Source organism: Paraburkholderia sediminicola, from assembly GCF_046026895.1.
GTDB classification, from domain to species: domain Bacteria; phylum Pseudomonadota; class Gammaproteobacteria; order Burkholderiales; family Burkholderiaceae; genus Paraburkholderia; species Paraburkholderia sediminicola_C.
On record NZ_JAQQEU010000007.1, the window covers coordinates 1 to 16957 of the forward strand.

The 16957-nt window shown below is 66.6% G+C and carries 13 protein-coding genes; 6 read left to right on the plus strand and 7 right to left on the minus strand.

All coding sequences use genetic code 11. The features are described from left to right. Positions 1 to 95 precede the first annotated feature (95 nt). Both PQR02_RS07010 and PQR02_RS07015 read left to right on the plus strand, forming a co-directional pair. Entirely contained in the window at positions 96 to 869 is a 774-nt protein-coding gene (locus PQR02_RS07010; RefSeq protein WP_408227482.1) for a sulfite exporter TauE/SafE family protein, read from the plus strand. Positions 870 to 1284: 415 nt separating this feature from the next. Further along, positions 1285 to 2031, plus strand: a complete 747-nt coding sequence (locus PQR02_RS07015; RefSeq protein ID WP_408227485.1) for a glucose 1-dehydrogenase — start codon at positions 1285 to 1287, stop codon at positions 2029 to 2031. Positions 2032 to 2199: 168 nt separating this feature from the next. On the opposite strand, the gene PQR02_RS07020 is transcribed toward PQR02_RS07015, so the two are convergent. Beyond that, positions 2200 to 3081: a LysR substrate-binding domain-containing protein gene (locus PQR02_RS07020; RefSeq protein ID WP_408227488.1), complete on the minus strand. Its 882-nt coding sequence runs from the start codon at positions 3079 to 3081 to the stop codon at positions 2200 to 2202. A gap of 117 nt (positions 3082 to 3198) precedes the next feature. On the opposite strand from PQR02_RS07020, the gene PQR02_RS07025 reads away from it, so the two are divergent. Both PQR02_RS07025 and phnX read left to right on the plus strand, forming a co-directional pair. After that, positions 3199 to 4419 (plus strand): 2-aminoethylphosphonate--pyruvate transaminase, encoded by a 1221-nt coding sequence (locus tag PQR02_RS07025; protein ID WP_408227491.1) that lies wholly within the window; start codon positions 3199 to 3201, stop codon positions 4417 to 4419. A 140-nt stretch (positions 4420 to 4559) separates the two neighbouring features. Beyond that, positions 4560 to 5363, plus strand: a complete 804-nt coding sequence (gene phnX, locus PQR02_RS07030) for a phosphonoacetaldehyde hydrolase (protein WP_408227494.1) — start codon at positions 4560 to 4562, stop codon at positions 5361 to 5363. Positions 5364 to 5512: 149 nt separating this feature from the next. Here phnX and PQR02_RS07035 read toward each other — a convergent pair whose 3' ends face one another. Together PQR02_RS07035 and PQR02_RS07040 are read right to left on the minus strand one after the other, a co-directional pair. Beyond that, entirely contained in the window at positions 5513 to 6409 is an 897-nt protein-coding gene (locus PQR02_RS07035; RefSeq protein ID WP_408227497.1) for a LysR family transcriptional regulator, read from the minus strand. Between the two features lie 195 nt (positions 6410 to 6604). Next, positions 6605 to 7822 (minus strand): amidohydrolase family protein, encoded by a 1218-nt coding sequence (locus tag PQR02_RS07040; RefSeq protein WP_408227500.1) that lies wholly within the window; start codon positions 7820 to 7822, stop codon positions 6605 to 6607. Positions 7823 to 8109: 287 nt separating this feature from the next. On the opposite strand from PQR02_RS07040, the gene PQR02_RS07045 reads away from it, so the two are divergent. Both PQR02_RS07045 and PQR02_RS07050 read left to right on the plus strand, forming a co-directional pair. Then, a complete protein-coding gene (locus PQR02_RS07045; RefSeq protein ID WP_408227503.1) occupies positions 8110 to 9141 on the plus strand; it encodes a sensor domain-containing diguanylate cyclase in 1032 nt (343 codons plus the stop codon). 364 nt (positions 9142 to 9505) lie between these two features. Further along, positions 9506 to 9787 carry a hypothetical protein gene (locus PQR02_RS07050; RefSeq protein WP_408227506.1) on the plus strand — a complete coding sequence of 94 codons (282 nt, stop codon included), beginning with the start codon at positions 9506 to 9508 and terminating at the stop codon, positions 9785 to 9787. An 82-nt stretch (positions 9788 to 9869) separates the two neighbouring features. On the opposite strand, the gene PQR02_RS07055 is transcribed toward PQR02_RS07050, so the two are convergent. From PQR02_RS07055 to PQR02_RS07070, 4 genes are all read right to left on the minus strand, one after another. Then, positions 9870 to 12806, minus strand: coding sequence for an Hsp70 family protein (locus PQR02_RS07055; protein ID WP_408227509.1), 2937 nt, complete (start codon positions 12804 to 12806; stop codon positions 9870 to 9872). Further along, a complete protein-coding gene (locus tag PQR02_RS07060; protein WP_408227512.1) occupies positions 12803 to 14662 on the minus strand; it encodes an Hsp70 family protein in 1860 nt (619 codons plus the stop codon). The genes PQR02_RS07055 and PQR02_RS07060 overlap by 4 nt, the downstream gene beginning before the upstream one ends. After that, on the minus strand, positions 14659 to 15240 hold the full coding sequence (locus PQR02_RS07065; RefSeq protein WP_408227515.1) for a DUF2760 domain-containing protein: 582 nt from the start codon (positions 15238 to 15240) through the stop codon (positions 14659 to 14661). Before PQR02_RS07065 ends, PQR02_RS07060 begins: the two co-directional genes overlap by 4 nt. Positions 15241 to 15578: 338 nt before the next feature. Continuing rightward, entirely contained in the window at positions 15579 to 16799 is a 1221-nt protein-coding gene (locus tag PQR02_RS07070; protein ID WP_408227518.1) for a tyrosine-type recombinase/integrase, read from the minus strand. Between the last annotated feature and the right edge of the window lie 158 nt (positions 16800 to 16957).

Below are 16957 nucleotides of genomic sequence, written 5' to 3' on the forward strand. Positions count from 1 at the left end.
TAGCCGCAGCCTAAGTCACGGTACGTATCTTACGCATTGTGGACTGCGTGGCGGCGAATGAAAATCGCGGACATCAGTTCAACAAGAATCTCCCGATGATCTCTTCGTTTGCGAGTCCGTTTGCAAGTCCGTTTGCGATGCATGCCGGCGTGGTCGCCACGACTTTCGTGGTGGCCGGCTTCGTCAAGGGCGTGACCGGCATGGGTCTGCCGACCGTCGCAATGGGCGTGCTCGGCACGCTGATGCTGCCAGTGCAGGCGGCCGCCTTGCTGCTGTTGCCGTCGTTCGTCACGAACTTGTGGCAACTGTTCGCCGGTCCGAGCGTGAGCGCGCTTTGCAAGCGTTTGTGGCCGATGATGGTGGGCATCGTCGGCGGCACGCTTGCGGCGGCATCGTTCATTGCCGGGGCGGGCGGCGCTTGGGCAGTGGTCGGCCTCGGCGCCGCGCTGGCGCTCTACGCGGTGGCCGGTTTGCTGGCGTGGCACTTTGCTGTGCCGGCCCGGCACGAGCGCTGGCTGTCGCCGGCCATCGGCGCGCTCACTGGCGTGGTCACGGGCGGCACCGGTGTGTTCGTCGTGCCGGCGGTCCCTTATCTTCAGGGGCTCGCGTTGAAGAAAGAGGACCTGGTGCAGGCGCTCGGTCTGTCGTTCACCGTGTCCACCATCGCACTCGCAATCGGTCTCGCGAGCGAGCATGCGTTCGCCGCCGACGATCTCGGTGTATCGCTTGCCGCGGTGGTGCCGGCGCTGATCGGCATGTGGATCGGGCAGCGCGTGCGCGGACGCATCAGCGCGGAGAGCTTTCGCCGCTGGTTTTTTATCTGTCTGCTCGGACTTGGTATTCAATTGATGGCACGTGCGTTCGTCTAGTCGGAACGGGATGGCAGCGAGCAAAGGAGGACGACATCGTGTGGCACGTCATTCTGGATACCCTCGGTGCGCTGGCGGTGCTGGCGAGCGTGGCCGCGCAGATCGCGCTGCTGTGTAAGCGTTGAATTCATGAGCGGCGTTCGTCTGGTTGCATGAGGCTGTCAACCGTCTCGCGCGCGTGCGGACCTGCATTTGCGCCCTCGCTGTATTCGCCGGCGTGGCGCGCCGCGTCGTCCCATTCGCGATTGTTCGTCTCACCCGACGTATCTATTCGCCGTCTGCCGCTTTATCCGCACGGCTGAGATGCCTACATTGTGTCCAGTGACAGCGCCACTGCATTTCCGGCTTCATCGACGCGGCCTCGCGAATCTCCGCGGCAACGCGTCGGCGCAAAACCCATTTAAAGGACATGATCATGAGCAAGCTCACAGGTAAGGTTGCGGTTGTAACCGGCGGATCGAAAGGCATCGGCGCGGCCATTGCGAAAGCATTGGCGGCGCAGGGCGCATCGGTGGTGGTGAACTACGCGTCGAGCAAAGCGGGCGCGGACAGCGTGGTCGACGCGATCACCCGCGCGGGCGGCAAGGCGGTGGCGGTGGCGGGCGACGTCTCGAAGGCAGCGGACGCGAAACGCATCATCGATACGGCGGTCGAAACCTATGGCCGCCTCGACATTCTCGTCAACAACTCGGGCGTGTATGAATTCGCGCCGATCGAAGAGATCACCGAAGAGCATTTCCACAAGCACTTCAATGTGAACGTGCTGGGTCTGCTGTTGACCACGCAGGCAGGGGTCAAGCATCTCGGCGAAGGCGGCAGCGTCGTCAACGTCAGCTCGGTGGTGAGCCGCATCACGCCGCCGGGCAGCTCGGTCTACACGGCGACCAAAAGCGCGGTGGACGGCATCACGGGCGTGCTCGCGAAGGAACTCGGGCCGCGCAAGATTCGCGTGAACTCCGTGAATCCGGGCATGGTCGCGACCGAAGGCACGCATACCGCAGGCATCATCGGTTCGGATTTCGAAACGTGGGCGGTCAGCACGACGCCGCTCGGACGCGTGGGCCAGCCTGACGATATCGCGGATGTCGTCGTGTTCCTCGCCTCCGACGACTCGCGCTGGATGACCGGCGAAAGCCTGATTGCCAGCGGCGGATCGCGTTGAGCGCAGTGGTGTGTTCCCACGTGAACGCGAGCGGTACGGCGATGCGCTAGCAGCCCGTATCGCCCGGCTTGCAGCGCAACCCATCTAAACCGCGCAAACCGCACGAGCAAAGAGGTGAAGTAAACCGCCCCGCAGGCTCCGCCAGCGCCTGCGGGGCGGCTCGCGTTTCTATCCGGCAGGCGCCGTAACGGGGCCCGGCAACTGCACCGCGAACAACGCGTCCAGCAGATTCGATCCCGGCCGCTCGGCGAGCCGCGTCAGCGATTCGATCATCTGCACCTGGCAATCGTGCAGCGGAATCATCCTGATGCGCCGCGACTCGTTGAACTCGGCGCGCGCGATCACACCCACCCCCATGCCTTGCGCGACCGCTTCTTCCAACGCCTCGCGCCCGTCGACGTACATCACCGGTTCCACTTGCAGCGACTCGCGCACCAGTTCGATTTCGAGCAGCTGCTGCGTGACGGATTGCGACTCGCGGAAAATCATCGGCTGCCTGACCAGTTCCGCGTAGCTCAGCTTGCGTTTCTTCGCGACCGGATGGCCGGCCGGCACCATCGCCACCAGCGGATCGCGCCGGAGCACACGCGACACCAGCCGGCTGTGCACTTGCGGCGCGGCGGTGATGGCCACATCCACCGCGCTCGACAGCACGCGCTGCATGCAGTCCGCGGCGTTGGCGATCGACAGCGTCACGACGATCCCCGGATGCAGCTTGCGAAACGCGCCGATCAGCGCGACCGCCAGATCGGGCGCGTCCGCGGCGAGCGACAGCGAGCCGGTCTCCAGTCCGCCCGCCGACTCCAGCAGTTGCCGCGCGTCGCGCTCGCAACTGAGCATGTGCCGCGTCACGCCAAAGAGGCGCAAGCCCAGCTCGGTGGTCGTTACGCCGCGCGGCCCGCGCTCGAACAGCTTGACGCCGTAGTCCTGCTCCAGCCGCCGCACATGATCCGACACCGCTGGCTGGGTCAGCGACAACGCCTGGGCCGCTTTGGAAAACCCGCCATGCTCCGCGACCGCATGAAACGCCCGCAATTGCGCGTATTGCACGTATGCCTCGCCCTGAATAAGTTTTTACGATACCGGCATCGATTATATTGATTTTACCGATGCTCGTGCTTTCTGTACTGTGTTGCGCATCGACATTGCGAGATCGGAGTTTCGAACATGGAAAGCGCGCTCGGCCATTCAGCGGCAGCGTCTTCAATCGCGACGTGCGCCGCGCCGGCCGGCGGCGAGCCGTATCTGCTGACGCCGGGGCCGCTCACCACCGCGTTCTCGACCAAGCAGGCGATGCTGCGCGACTGGGGCTCGTGGGATGGCGACTTCCGCGCGATGACCGCGCAGTTGCGCGCGAGCCTGCTGGACATCGCGGGCGACAGCGCCGGCGAATACGACTGCGTGCCGCTGCAAGGCAGCGGCAGCTATTGTGTCGAAGCGATGCTGGGCAGCCTGCTGCCGCGCGACGGCCATGCGCTCGTGCTCGTCAACGGCGCGTACGGCAAGCGCATCGCTGCCACGCTCGGCTATTTGGGCCGTGCCTGCACGCTGCTCGACAAGGGCGACTACCTGCCGCCGCGCGGCGCCGAAGTGGAACGCATGCTGGACGCCGATCCGAGCATCACGCACGTGGTCGCGGTGCACTGCGAAACCAGCTCGGGGATTCTCAATCCGCTCGAAGAGATCGCCGCCGCCACCGCGAAGAAGGGCCGCAAGCTGCTGATCGATTCGATGAGCGCATTCGGCGCGGTGCCGCTCGACGTGCGCGAGATCGTCTGCGAGGCCTTCGTGTCGTCGGCGAACAAGTGCATCGAGGGCGTGCCCGGCTTCGGCTTCGTGATCGCCCGCAAGCGCGCGTTGCAGGAAGCGAAGGGCCGCAGCCACTCGCTCGCGCTCGATGTCTACGATCAATGGGAGGTGATGAACCGCACCGGGCAGTGGCGCTTCACGCCGCCGACCCACACGGTGGCCGCGTTCCTCGAAGCGCTGCGGCTCTATCGGCTCGAAGGCGGCCAGCCCGCCCGTCTCGCGCGTTACGCGAACAATCGCGACGTGCTGGTGGCGGGCATGCATGAACTCGGCTTCGAGCCGCTGCTCAATGCGCGCTGGCGCTCGCCGATCATCGTCACGTTCTTCGCGCCGGCGCATCCGTCGTTCGAATTCGCGCGCTTCTACGAGCTGATGAAGCAGCAGGGCTTCATCATCTATCCGGGCAAGCTGACGGTGGTGGACAGCTTCCGCATCGGCTGCATCGGTCAGGTGGACGAGCACGTGATGCGCCGCGTGGTGCAGGCGTGCGCGAGGTCGTTGCAGACGATGGGCGTCGCGCATGCGGCGCCGCCGGCGGCCGCGCTCGAAGAGCGCAAGGCGTTGGCGCAATCGTCCTGAGCAAAACGAACACGCATGGATTGAGCGCGCGGTTCGCACGCGCAGGCCTGCGGATAACCCTCGGATAGAAACGCGCGGCACGCCGCGCGAGCATTGCTTGAAAACCCACAGGACAGAAGTCGATGAAGCAGGCGAGGCAGGTGAAGCACGTCAAAGCGGTGATTTTCGATTGGGCCGGCACCGTGGTCGATTACGGTTCGTTGGCGCCGATGGGCGCGTTCGTCGAGACCTTCGCGCAGTTCGGCGTCTCGATCACGATCGACGAAGCGCGCGGCCCGATGGGCATGGCCAAGCGCCCGCATATCGCGGCGCTGATGGCGTTGCCGCGCGTCGCGCAGGCATGGGCCGACAAGTACGGCCGCAAACCGGACGAAGCGGATATCGACGCCGTGTACGACGTGTTCGTGCCGAAGAACATCGCGGTCGCGGCCAGCTATAGCTCGGTGATTCCGGGCGTGGCCGAAGTGGCGAGCGCATTGCGCCGCGACGGCATCCGCATCGGCACGACCACCGGCTACACGCGCGAGATCATCGACGAGATCGTGCCGGGCGCCGCGGCCCAGGGGTTCGCGCCGGACAGCATCGTTTGCACGGGCGATACGCCGGAAGGTCGGCCGTCGCCGTACATGATCTACAAGACACTGCCGGAGCTGGGCGTCTGGCGCGCGAAAGACGCGATCAAGGTCGACGACACCGAAGTCGGCATCGCCGAAGGGCTGAACGGCGGCACATGGGCGGTCGGCGTCGCGGTGAGCGGCAACGCGTTCGGGATGGCCGAAGCGGATGTCAAGGCGCTCGCGCCGGATGAGTTCGCGGTGCGTCGTCACGCCGCGATCGAGAAGTTGCGCGCGGCGGGCGCCCACTATGTGATCGACAGCGTCGCCGATCTGATGCCGGTGGTGTACGACATCGACGCGCGTCTCGCGCGCGGCGAGCAGCCGTGATGCAATGAACGCGGGACCGGGAGGTCCCGTTTTTCGGCGTCGTGCAACGCGCGCCGTCTGGCTCGAAAGCGGTGGCCGATATGCACGCGGCAATACAGCGCTATCAGAACAACCGCGAGCACAACCGCGCGTCCTTCAGTTACACACACTCACTTGAAATACCCCACCGCGAGATCGATAAACTCCCGCACCTTGCGCGGCACGAACTCGCGGCTCGGATAAACCAGCGAAACGGCGACGTCGCCATTGACCACGGTGTAGTCGCCGAGAATCCGCGCCAGCGTGCCGCCCCGCAATTCGTCGGCGACCATCTCCAGCGGCAGCAATGCAATGCCCATCGCGCCCAGCGCCGCCTGTTTCTGCATGATCATGCTGTTCACCGTGAACGACGCATCGAGCGCGATGCTCTCGTCGCCGCCATCGCGGCTGCTGAAGATCCAGTTCTGCGGACTGGTATCGAGCGGCGCGGCGATCACGCGGTGCCGGGCGAGATCGGCGGGCGCCTGTGGATGGCCGGCCTGCGCCAGATACGCGGGCGCCGCCACCGGCACCGCGTGCGAGTTCAGCAGACGCCGCACCACCAGTGACTCCGAGCGGATCATGTGCTCGGTCACGATCCCCACGTCGAAACCGCCTTCGAGCAGATCGACGCGTTTTTCCGTCAGCGTGACGCGCAGATTCACATGCGCAAACCTGGACTGATAGTCGGCGAAAAGCGGCGTGAGTCGAAACAGCGAGAAACTGCCCAGCGCCACGATGCGCAGATCGCCCGCAACTTCCTTCGAGGTCGTGGTCGCACGCGATTCCACTTCTTCCAGTTCGGCCAGCAGCACGCGACAACCGTCGGCGTACTCGGCGCCGGATTCGGTCAGCACGACTTTGCGCGTGGTGCGCTGGAAGAGGCGAATGCCCAGATGCTGTTCGAGACTCGATACATGGCGCGTCACGACCGAAGTCGAGACGCCGAGTTGCGCGGCGGCCTGCGCGAAGCTGCCCGCGTCGGCAACCTTGACGAAAGCCTGCATGGCCTGAAAGAGATTGATCATGTGAGAGCGGAAAACGGATTCGTTGTGGCGGGTGGCGCAAGGTCGGCTGCAGGGCGGGTTGCAAGACGGATTGCAAGACGGGTTGCCAAGCAGGGCGCGAGCCTGCCCGGCATGGAGGATTGCGCTGCGCCGGCGCTTCTCCGTGCGCGCCTTCCCGCGCGCTTCATGAACTCCGCAGGCGCTTCACGACCCGCATCAATGCTGCCCGAGCGCACCGTTGCGCGCCACGATCCGGCCGTTGGCCATGACCAGCTTGCGCGGCGGCCGCGCGACGATCGCATGCGCGAGCGTGTCGGCGTCGACCAGCACGAGGTCCGCGCGAGCGCCGGCTTGCAAGCCGTAGTGTGCGAAGCCACAACCGCGGGCAGCCGTGCTGCTCACGCAGTCGAACGCGAGCGCCAGGTCGTCGTCGCGACGCAGGCCGTAGCGCATCGCGATCAGCATCGCGCGTTCGAGCATGTCCGGCGAGCCGTAGGGCGTCCACGTATCGCGAATGCCGTCGTTGCCGCCAAACAGCGTGACGCCTCGTTCGATGCAAGTCTTCAGCGGCGGCACCGGCGTCGACGGCGGGGCGGTGGTCAGCAGCGCGACGCGCAGATCGGCGAGGCGCGCGAGCAAGGCGTCGCGCTCGCGTTCGGGCAGCGCGCCCAGACAGAACGCGTGGCTCACCACCACCTGGCCTTGCATGCCGAGCGCGGCGACGCGCTCGAGCAGCAGCCCGAGTGTCAACGCGCCGATCTCGCCGGGCTCGTGCAGATGGATATCGATCGGCTTCTGATGACGCTGCGCAAGACTGAACGTCAGGTCCAGCGAGGCCACCGGATCGCCGTCGATCAGCGCGGGGTCGAGCGCGCCGAGCACGTCGGCGCCCGCGCCCAGCGCACGGTCGAGCAACGTGTCGGTGCCAGGTCTGCCAAGCAGTCCCGATTGCGGGAATGCGACGATCTGCATGTCGAGCACATCGCGCAGCGCGGTGCGCGTCGCCAGCACGCCTTCGAGGTGGCGCAGGCCCGCCTCGGTGTCGATATCGACGTGCGTGCGCAGACGCGTGGTGCCCGCCGCGAGGAACGCGCGCGCCAGCGCGAGCGACTGTGCGCCGGCGTCGTGGCCGCTCTGCGCGCGCCAGCGCCGTTCGTTCTCGATCCGGTCGGTCAGCTTCGGGCCGACCTCGTTGCAATACCAGCTCATGCCCCAGTGGGTCTTGTCCAGATGCGTATGGCCTTCGACGAAACCGGGCAGCAGCAACGCGCCCGCGCCGTCCTCGAGCGGGATACCCGGCGCGCGCGGCAAGTCCGGGCCGATCGCCGCGACGCGGCCGTCGGCGATCGACACGTCGACGCGGGCGCCGTCGGTCCGGCGGACGTTCGTGATGAGCGTGGCGTTCGTCATGGAGCGAGTGGCGGTCGTGTTCATGGATGGGTGTCGACGCAGGCTTTGGCGCGCGACCGGTCGGCCGCATCGCGCAATGCGCATGCAATCATCAGTTGAATGGCGCGTGCCGCCTGTTTGACGGGAACAGCCACGGACAAACGAAAGCGGCGCGCGGCTGGCGTGTGATTGTACTTCGCGCTGCCGCATGCCGAGCCGCGCGGCCATGGCGGGCGCGGTGGCGCAGGCCGCGCCGCCCGAAACGTTCAGGGCACTCAAGTTTCGTGCGTTGATGCCGTTGACATTGGCTAATCACATTCTGGGACCGTGCCGTGCAACTCGCTTACAGTAACGATCGTCTGTCCAGCCGGATGGCTGCCGATCCGTCCGCCACTGGCGAACCTGAGGCGGAGTCTTCGGTTATAGAGTGGCTGCTGCATGACGATCAGGTGATGCGCGAGTGCTTCACGCACGCGGCCGAAATCCTGAAGAGCGTGACCGGCGCGGCGATCACCGCGATCACGCTGCTCGACGAGGAATACCAGCATTACCGCGCCGAAGTCGGCATGGCGATGCCGCTCGTCACGCGCGCCCGGTCGCTTGCCGATTACGCGGTGCGCGACGCTGAACTGTTCGTGATCGAGGACGCCCACGACGATAACCGCTTCGGCGAATGCATGCTGGTGCAACGCTATCCGTTCGTGCGCTTTTACGCGGCGATCGCGCTGCGCGCGCCGAACGGCGAGATCGTCGGCGCGTTGTGCGCGATGGACCCGTCGCCCGGCCGGCTCGACGCGGGGCAGCGCGGCGTGTTCTACCATCTGCGCGCGATGATCGAAAACGATCTGAAGATGCGCACGGCTACCGCGATCGATCCGCTCACGCAGCTGTACAACCGCCGCTTCCTGCTCGAGAGCATTGCGCGCCGCTGGAAGGAAGCGCAGGACGGCGACGTGATGGGCTCGGTCGTGGTCGACGTGGACTGGTTCAAGCAATACAACGATACCTACGGCCACCCGGCGGGCGACAGTTGCCTGCGCAAGGTGGCCTCGGTGATGCAGGCCGCGGCCGACGGCGAGCATATCGTCGCCGGGCGCATGGGCGGCGAGGAATTTGGGCTGCTGGTGCTGCAGGCGGAGTGCGCCGCGCTCGGGGATACGCTCGAAACGCTGCGGCAGGGCGTCGAGGAACTGGCCATCGAGCAGCGCGCTTCACCGCTCGGCGTGGTGACGGTCAGCGTGGGGGCATCGTTGACGCGCATCAGCGAAGGTTCGCGGCTTGCTCATCGCGACGGCTTGGCGAGCGCGGACCGCGCGTTATATCGCGCGAAGCATGGCGGCAGGAATCAGGGGACGATGGCGTAGTCTGGGCTATCGCGTGCTGTGGTGTTGTGATGCCTGCCACTCGCACGCATGTGAGACGGACATGTCTTCCGATCAGGTATCCTGAGGATCGATCTATTCTCCGGTTCGTGCCTACAGCAAAACCCGGGGAATAGCGGCCTTTTTTGCATGCGACCACCTGCGCACAATGCCGCAACGAGCAAAACATACTGGCTCGCCGGTCCTGCGAGATGCGTGAAAAAAATCCTGTGCACCTGAGGCCGTTGCGCCCACGCATAAGGTTTCCTTAAGGCATGACTGTTCAGATAGCCGGCGGAACCGCCAGGTAAAGGCAGGGGGCCCAGCGGCATGACGTGTACAACCAGACGGCTGAGAACAGGTAAAAATGCCCAGACCACGAAAACGCGCCGAACAGGCCGAAAAGAATATATACAGATCGGTGTATCTGATAGAACTGGCCAGAGGCAGTTCACACATTGCCAGCACGCTGAGTCCGCAGACGCAACGCATCGCGATTGCCGAGGTGCTGGACGAGTTTCATAGGCAATACGGCGCCGACAAGCTCATAATCTTTCGCGAGCTGCTGGCGGAGAGCCTGGAGAAACGCAATCAACCGATTGCCGCGCAAGCCGTATTGAATTTCAAGCCGGACCGGTTGCGAGCATGAAGATCCAAAGCTAACGGCCGCCGTCGCTTCAAAGCTGTCCCGAGGTATGTCATGCGAAACGAGACGACGCCCCGCGTGCGTCTCAATCCGCGATCAGCTTCAGCCCCACGGGCAAGGACTCGCCGAACACGCGGCCCTCGTCGGCGTTGTCGAGCTCCACGCTCTCGCTCACCATCGTGATCCAGGCGCGCGGCGCCGTGGCCGCTTCGAGCCTGCGCACGACCGTCTGGCGCACATCGTCGGGCAGGTCGCGCGAGCGGTCGCCGGTCATGCGGGCGATCTGCACGGCGGCGAACGCAGCGGGGTCGACCTTCCTCCAGTCGAGCACGAGTACCGCGTCAAGCCATTGGGCGGCGACCTCCGGCGGCACGACGCTATGGGCGCTGCCGTAAAAGGGCCGCCGCGCGCCGATGCGCCCGACCGCCCACCAGCCTTGATGGTTTTCGGCGGGCTTTTTCAGGCGCGTCAGCACCGACTCGCCGAGTTCGATCTTGCGTTCGACGGGAATCCGTTCGAGCGACGCGCTCAGCCGGACCATATCGGCGACGCCCGTTTTCGCGATGTCGAACGGCAGCTTGTGACGCGATTGCGCGGCCGTCTGCAGGTACGCCATCGCGTCGAGCACGCGCAATTGCGCGCTTTCGTCGAGGCCGCCCGCCGCGCGTCGCCAGAGCGTCCACCATTCGGACCACACCTGGCTTTCGTGCACGTATTGAATGCCGTCGTCGAATAGCGACCAGAGCTGTTCGACGCGCCATGCGTCGAGCGGATAGCCGAAGCCGGGCCGCACGCAGTAGCCGGCCAGATTCAGCCAGAGCCGCTCGTGATCCGCCGAGCGCCGGCGACGGCGCGCGCGTTCCCACAGCGCGCCGAACAGTTCGCGCAGCAACGCGCTGTTCCAGCTCTCACGCGGCCCGAGCAGCTGTTCGAGTTGCGAGCGCAGCCGTTTGACTTCTTTGGGGCCGACGTTTTGCGAGCGCGAACCGAAGCAGCGGTCGATCTGTTCGATCGCGCCGTCGAGTGCCGGGTGTCTCGCCGGCGCGGCGTCGGCCGGCAGATTCACCTGCGCGTGCTCGCGCCGCAGCTGGAATTCGAGCAGCCAGCGTTGCGCCGGATCGTCGAGTTCGATGCAATGCACGTCGAGGGTGCCCACTTCGGTGAGCGAGGTCGCGATCCGCACCGTGGTTTCGCGGGCGCTGCGCTCGCCGCGCGGCTGCACGACGGTCGCGAGCGGCGGCAGCCGGATGAAGTCGCCGCCCGCGAGATCGGTCAGCTCGCCGGCGCGATAAACCGTGTCCGCGCTCGACGACACCAGATAAAAGCGCACCGGATGTCCGAGCCGCAGCGCGAACGTGCGATCCGCGATCAGGATTTCGTGGCCTTCCTCGGTGCCGCGCGGCAGCAGACAGATGCCGCGTGGCGCGGCTTCGGCGTCGGGCTTGCTGTCGGCGGGGTCGTCGAGCACGAGGAAATAGCTGCGCGGCGAGCCGCCGCCGATTTTCGGCGCGTTGCCCGCGCGCGCGAGCGAATAGGCCACCGCGCCGCGAGCGACGGCCACATCGGGGTTGTCGTTGTGCAGTACGTTGAGCGGCGCGCCGCGCCACGCACCGAGCGTGTCCGCGAGCCGCTGCGTGAGCGCTTCGGCGCGGAAGACGCCGCCGTTGAGCAGCAGGGTGTCGGGCACGGGCAGGGCATCGTCGTTGCTCGCGCTGCTAGTGCCGTCCTCGCCCGCAGCATGGCTGTGGCCGGCCGCGGCACCGCTTGCGCCAGAAGCCTCGCTCTCACCGCCAGCACCCACACCCAGCGCCTTGCGCGACTGCGCCGCGAACCGGCTCAGAAACGCCGCGATATGCCGGGTGACCGCCGCGTCGGTCGCGTAGGGCAGGCCGAATTCGACGATCGCACCGCGCGCCCGGCCAGGCCGCTCATGCGACGCCACCGCCGGAAAAAAGCCATCGACGATCACGCGCTCCACTTCATCGCGCGTGACCTGCATCGTGCGTGCGCCGCCGACCAGTTTCGACCCCGCGCCGAGCAACGTGATCGACGCTGAATCAGGCGCCTGCGCGCCGAGCAGTTGTTCCTTCGCGCCCCGGCAGCGCTCGACCAGTTGCGACAGACTCGCCGCCGACAATCGCGAACGCTGAACGCCACCCGGCAGCCGCGCTTCGACCCGATGCGCGAGCGCGAGATCCATGTTGTCGCCGCCGAGCATCAGATGATTGCCCACGCCGATGCGCGTGAGCTGCGGCTCGCCGTCGCGCATGCTCACCTCGATCAGCGTGAGGTCGGTCGTGCCGCCGCCGACGTCGCAGATCAGCACGAGCCGCGTATGCGCCAGCTCGCTCGCCAGCCGCTCGCGATGATGGAACAGCCAGTCGTAGAACGCGGCCTGCGGCTCTTCGAGCAGCCGCAACGCGGGCAGACCGGCGAGGCGCGCGGCCGCCACGGTCAGCGCGCGCGCGCCTTCGTCGAACGAAGCGGGCACCGTGAGCACCACGTCCTGCTGTTCGAGCGGCGCGTCGGGGAAGCGCTGGTTCCACGCCGCGCGCACGTGGGCGAGGTAACTCGCGCTCGCGTCGACGGGTGAGACTTTGCGGACGTCGCCGGCGGCGCCCCACGGCAGGATCGGCGCGACGCGGTCGACCGATGCGTGCGACAGCCAGCTTTTCGCGCTCGTCACCAGCCGCCCCGGCACCTGCGCGCCGAGTAGGCGCGCGAGCCGGCCGATCACGACCGGCTGCCCCGCGTCGTCACCGGCCGCGTGATCGCGGGAGGACCACGGCAAGTGCAGATCGCCCGCGTTCAGTTCGCCCGCGGCTGCGTGATAGCGCACCGAGGGCAGCAGCGGCCGCGCCGCGACTTCGCCGGGACTGACCAGCTGGTCGATCTCGAAGACGCGGATGGGCGGTGAACCACTCAGCGGTCCACCCGACGGCGCCCTCGCCTCGGCATAGGCGAGCACCGTATTACTGGTGCCGAGATCGATGCCGACGCAGTACCGCTTCATCTCATTCACGCATTCGCGTTGCCGCGCACGTCGAACTCGACTTTCCAGCGTTCGTCGGAGCCGCGCGGGATGGCTTCCAGTTCGAGCGTGCCCGCTTCGGTGACGCGCGCATGCAGCTTCACCGGCACCACTTCACCGGCGGTGCGGTCGGCGGCGGTCAGCGTCGCCTGGATTTCATCGAGCTCCTGCAACTCCTCGGGGCCCCAGTAGTCGAGCAACGTGCCGACCTGATCCTGCCGACGCACCGACGACCCGAAGAAGCGGAAATGCACCGGCTCGCCGACCACGAGACCGAACTCCTGCGCGGGCAACTCGGCTTCGGTGCCTTCCTCCATGCCGAACGGCGCGATGCACAGCGCCTGCACGGGCGGTTCGAGCCCGGGCACGGCCGGCATCGCCGATTCGATCGCGATGTAGTACGCGCGCGCGGTGCCGCCGCGAATTCGCACCCCACGGCCGCGCCGCACGTAACCGTAGTAGGCGGCGCCGCGTGCGACCGCGAGGTCGAGGTCCGCGCCTTCGAGCAGCCGGGCCGGCGCCGCGCCTTCCGCGGCGAGCCAGTTGTTGAGCGTGCCCATCAGGCGCTCGACCAGCAGCGCCGACTTGAACACGCCGCCGTTGAACAGCACGGCGGTGGGGTGCAGGAAGCTCGCGCCTTGCGCGCCCACGTTGCCGCCCGCATCGCGCAGACCTTCCAGTTCGGCCAACGCGCCGACCTGACGGCCGAGGAACGCCGCCAGATGGCGCGTGATGCCCGCGTCCTGCGCATAGGGCAAGCCGAGCTGCGTCAGGCCGACGCGCGCACGGCTCACCGGGCGCGCCGCGCTGTCCACCTGCGGGAAGAAGCCTTCGAGGATCGTCTGCGTCAGTTCGGCGCGCGTCAGTTCCGTGCGGAGCGAGCCGCCGATCAGCTTCGAGCCGCGGCTCGGCACGACGAGCGGCACGGTGTCGGTGGCGGGGTCGCTGAGCAGCGTTTCCTTGGCCGAGCGGCACGCGTAGGTGAGGGCGCGCAGTTGCCACGCGTCGGCCTGGGTGCCCTCGGCCGCGAGCTTGCGCGCGACCACGTGCGCGAGCGCGAGGTCCATGTTGTCGCCGCCGAGCAGGATGTGTTCGCCGACCGCGACGCGGTGCAGTTCGAGATTGCCTTCGCGCTCGATCACCGCGATCAGCGACAGGTCGGTCGTGCCGCCGCCCACGTCGATCACGAGAATGATGTCGCCGACCTTGACCTGCTTGCGCCACTGGCCGCCGCTCTTCTGGATCCAGCTGTACAGCGCGGCTTGCGGCTCTTCCAGCAGCGTCATGCGGCCTAGGCCCGCTGCCTCGGCGGCTTCGGCGGTGAGTTCGCGCGCGGCCGGATCGAACGACGCGGGGATCGTCACCGTGATGTCCTGCTGGCCGAACGGCGCGTCCGGATGCGCGTGGTCCCAGGCTTCGCGCAGATGCGTCAGGTAGCGCACCGAGCTTTCGAGCGGCGACACGCGCGTGACTTCGGGCGGTGCGTCGTTGGGCAGGATCGCCGCGCGGCGGTCGACGCCCGGATGGCACAGCCAACTTTTCGCGCTCGACACCAGCCGGATCGGCGTGGCCGCGCCACGGCTGCGCGCGAACTCGCCGACCGCGAACTCGCGCTGGCCGGTCCACGGCAGGTACAGGTCGCCCGACGCCAGTTCGTCCGGATGCGGCAGGTAGAGGAACGAAGGCAGCAGAGCGAGATTGTCGATTGCGCCGGGGCCCGTGAGCTGGGCGATGGGCAGCACGTTCAGGACGGTTTTTTCGCCGTCGCTCGCGCTGGTGTCCACATAGGACAGCGCGCAGTGCGTGGTGCCCAGGTCGATACCGATGGAATAGCGTGCGTCGCTCATAGCTCCACCTCGGCCGGTGCGATCACGCTGGCGTTATGGCTGTCCGCGAGCTTCGGCAGACGCACTTCGTCGACGCGCCAGCCGCGATGGCTGATGCTGCCGTTAAACGGCGCGCGGCCGACGACGTTGCCGGTCAGGCGAACCAGGCTCGCGTCGAAACCGTCGGGCAGCGTGACGCGGCTGCCTTCGGCTTCGTCGCGCACCGGACGGATGGTGAAGTGCTCGCGCAGCGTCGCGCGGCAGCCGTCGTGCACGAGGCGCGCGGCGGCGCCGATGTCGGCGTCGCTGTAATTCTTGATGTCTTCCTCGACGAAATCGATGAAGCGCGCGTCGCGTTGCAACAGGCCGAGCAGTTGCAGCGCGGCGTCGGGGCTGGCTTCTTTCAGTGTGGGCGCGGGGGCCGGGGCTGAGGCGGCGACAGGTGCCGGAGCCGGGGTAGCCGCGGCTGCGGCGCTCGCCACGCCGCCTTTACGCAGACGCAGCACGTCGGCGGCGAATTGGCCATCGCCGAGAATGCTGAAAAACGTTCCCACGGCAAGCGAAATCCTGCCGAGGAAGGATGGGTTCGAATCGGTCATCAATGCTCCTGAGGTGCTCTGTTCAAGGACGAGCGGTCCTCGCTGCGTCGCTCGCGGCGGCCCGCGCGCTCAAGCTGGGCTTGAGCCGGCCGCCATCGGGCGGATTTGCCAAGGCCGGCGGCCTGTCAGCCGCCGACGCGCGATCCAGCGTACGCGGCGTTTGCGGCGCGCGCAAAACCCGTATTTTGCCTTGTGGCGAGGCCGAAGCGGGCAAAGCCGCGCATTCTAGCGGGCAATCGGGCGAGATTGGCGGGTTGTTGCGGCTTGTGCGCGGTGTGGCGAGGGCTGGCAGCGGGCGAATTGACGCGCCTTGCGGTTCAAACCCGACTGCCGGTCCATTACGCGTTGCCCGAATCGTCGTCATTGGTTTGCGCTGCACCCCAATTCATCCGGTGACGTTTGACGGTTTCCGTATGCCGCGCGTCGTCTTCAGTGTGCAGATAAAGGCTCGTCGTGTTCAGCGACACATGCCCGAGATTGTCGCGGATGGTGCGCAAATCGACGCCGCCGTCGGCCTGATGCGAACCGGCGGTGTGGCGAAGCCAGTGCGCCGACGCCCGTTCGAGTTCGTCGGCGCGGTCGGCGAATTCCGGGCCTCGCGCGCGCAGCCACGACGCCGCGCCACCGAAGACGCCCTTGATCGCATCGTGGATCGCGGAACGGGACAGGCAGCGGTGTCTGCCCTTGAACGGAATGACGAGCGGCGTCTCCTCGGACCGGGTCGGCAGGCCGGCGAGACCATTCTGCGTCCGGTAGCTGCGCAGTTCGTCGATCAGCTCGGTCGAAACGGGCACGATGCGCTCCTTGTTGCCCTTGCCCAGCGTTTCCAGCCACCACTGATCCTTGCCATCCGCACCGAGCCTGCGGAAAAAACTCCCCATCTGGCCAGCGGCAACTTCCGAAATCCGCATGCCCTGGAGATAGAACAGGGTGGTCAGCCATCGGCAACGGGCGTAGTACGCGCGTTGCGCGTCGGTTTCCTGGGGCAGTTGTTCGACGAACTGCTTGACTTCGTCCCACAGCGAGGTCGACAGATAGCGCGTGACCCGCGGCGCCGAGCGCCTCGCCCGTTGCCGCAACAGCGCCATCGGATTGCCGCGCAGGTACCCGGCGTTGACGAGCCACGTGAACATCGCGTTCAGGATGATCAGCGCCTGACGCTGGCTGGCCGGCGACAGCGGCCCGTTGAACGGCCGCCAGCGCTCGTCGCCGCGCCCATATTTGCCGCCGTTGATGGACACCCAGCGGCTGGCCGGCTGCGGATCGGCGAGAAACGACCTGAACACCAGCAGGTCCTCGTGCGTGAGCGACGACAGCGGCTTGCCCAGTTGCACGACGGCCCACAGCAGCAGGCGTTCGGCTTCCTTGCGGTAGTTGTCGAAGGTGGTTTTGGTGTCCGCGTAGTTCGAGAGCCAGGCGCGCACGGCATCCAGATCGTTGCGGGCCGAGAGCTGCGAACTTTCTATGGCGCCGCGATTGGTGCCGTCGCGGCCGTCCAGGCTTGCCGGAACGGCCAGCGATTCGACCGGCTGCACGGTGGCGAGTTGAGCATGGGACATGGTTCGCGCTCCAGATTGCGACGGAAACGCCAGACAAGGCGTCGATAGACTCTACACGACATTATACTACTAATGTCGTGTATATAGTTATATGCTGTAGCGTTACTTTCATATTACGTTGTATTATCAACACATCCATTCGTTCCAATCTTGTCCGC

Bases quoted from the DNA above. Each gene is read 5' to 3' on its own strand.
- PQR02_RS07010 (WP_408227482.1), top strand. From the start codon at position 96: ATGATCTCTTCGTTTGCGAGTCCGTTTGCAAGTCCGTTTGCGATGCAT.
- PQR02_RS07050 (WP_408227506.1), top strand. From the start codon at position 9,506: ATGCCCAGACCACGAAAACGCGCCGAACAGGCCGAAAAGAATATATAC.
- PQR02_RS07070 (WP_408227518.1), bottom strand. From the start codon at position 16,799: ATGTCCCATGCTCAACTCGCCACCGTGCAGCCGGTCGAATCGCTGGCC.
- PQR02_RS07040 (WP_408227500.1), bottom strand. From the start codon at position 7,822: ATGAACACGACCGCCACTCGCTCCATGACGAACGCCACGCTCATCACG.
- PQR02_RS07015 (WP_408227485.1), top strand. From the start codon at position 1,285: ATGAGCAAGCTCACAGGTAAGGTTGCGGTTGTAACCGGCGGATCGAAA.
- PQR02_RS07065 (WP_408227515.1), bottom strand. From the start codon at position 15,240: ATGACCGATTCGAACCCATCCTTCCTCGGCAGGATTTCGCTTGCCGTG.
- PQR02_RS07035 (WP_408227497.1), bottom strand. From the start codon at position 6,409: ATGATCAATCTCTTTCAGGCCATGCAGGCTTTCGTCAAGGTTGCCGAC.
- PQR02_RS07025 (WP_408227491.1), top strand. From the start codon at position 3,199: ATGGAAAGCGCGCTCGGCCATTCAGCGGCAGCGTCTTCAATCGCGACG.
- PQR02_RS07060 (WP_408227512.1), bottom strand. From the start codon at position 14,662: ATGAGCGACGCACGCTATTCCATCGGTATCGACCTGGGCACCACGCAC.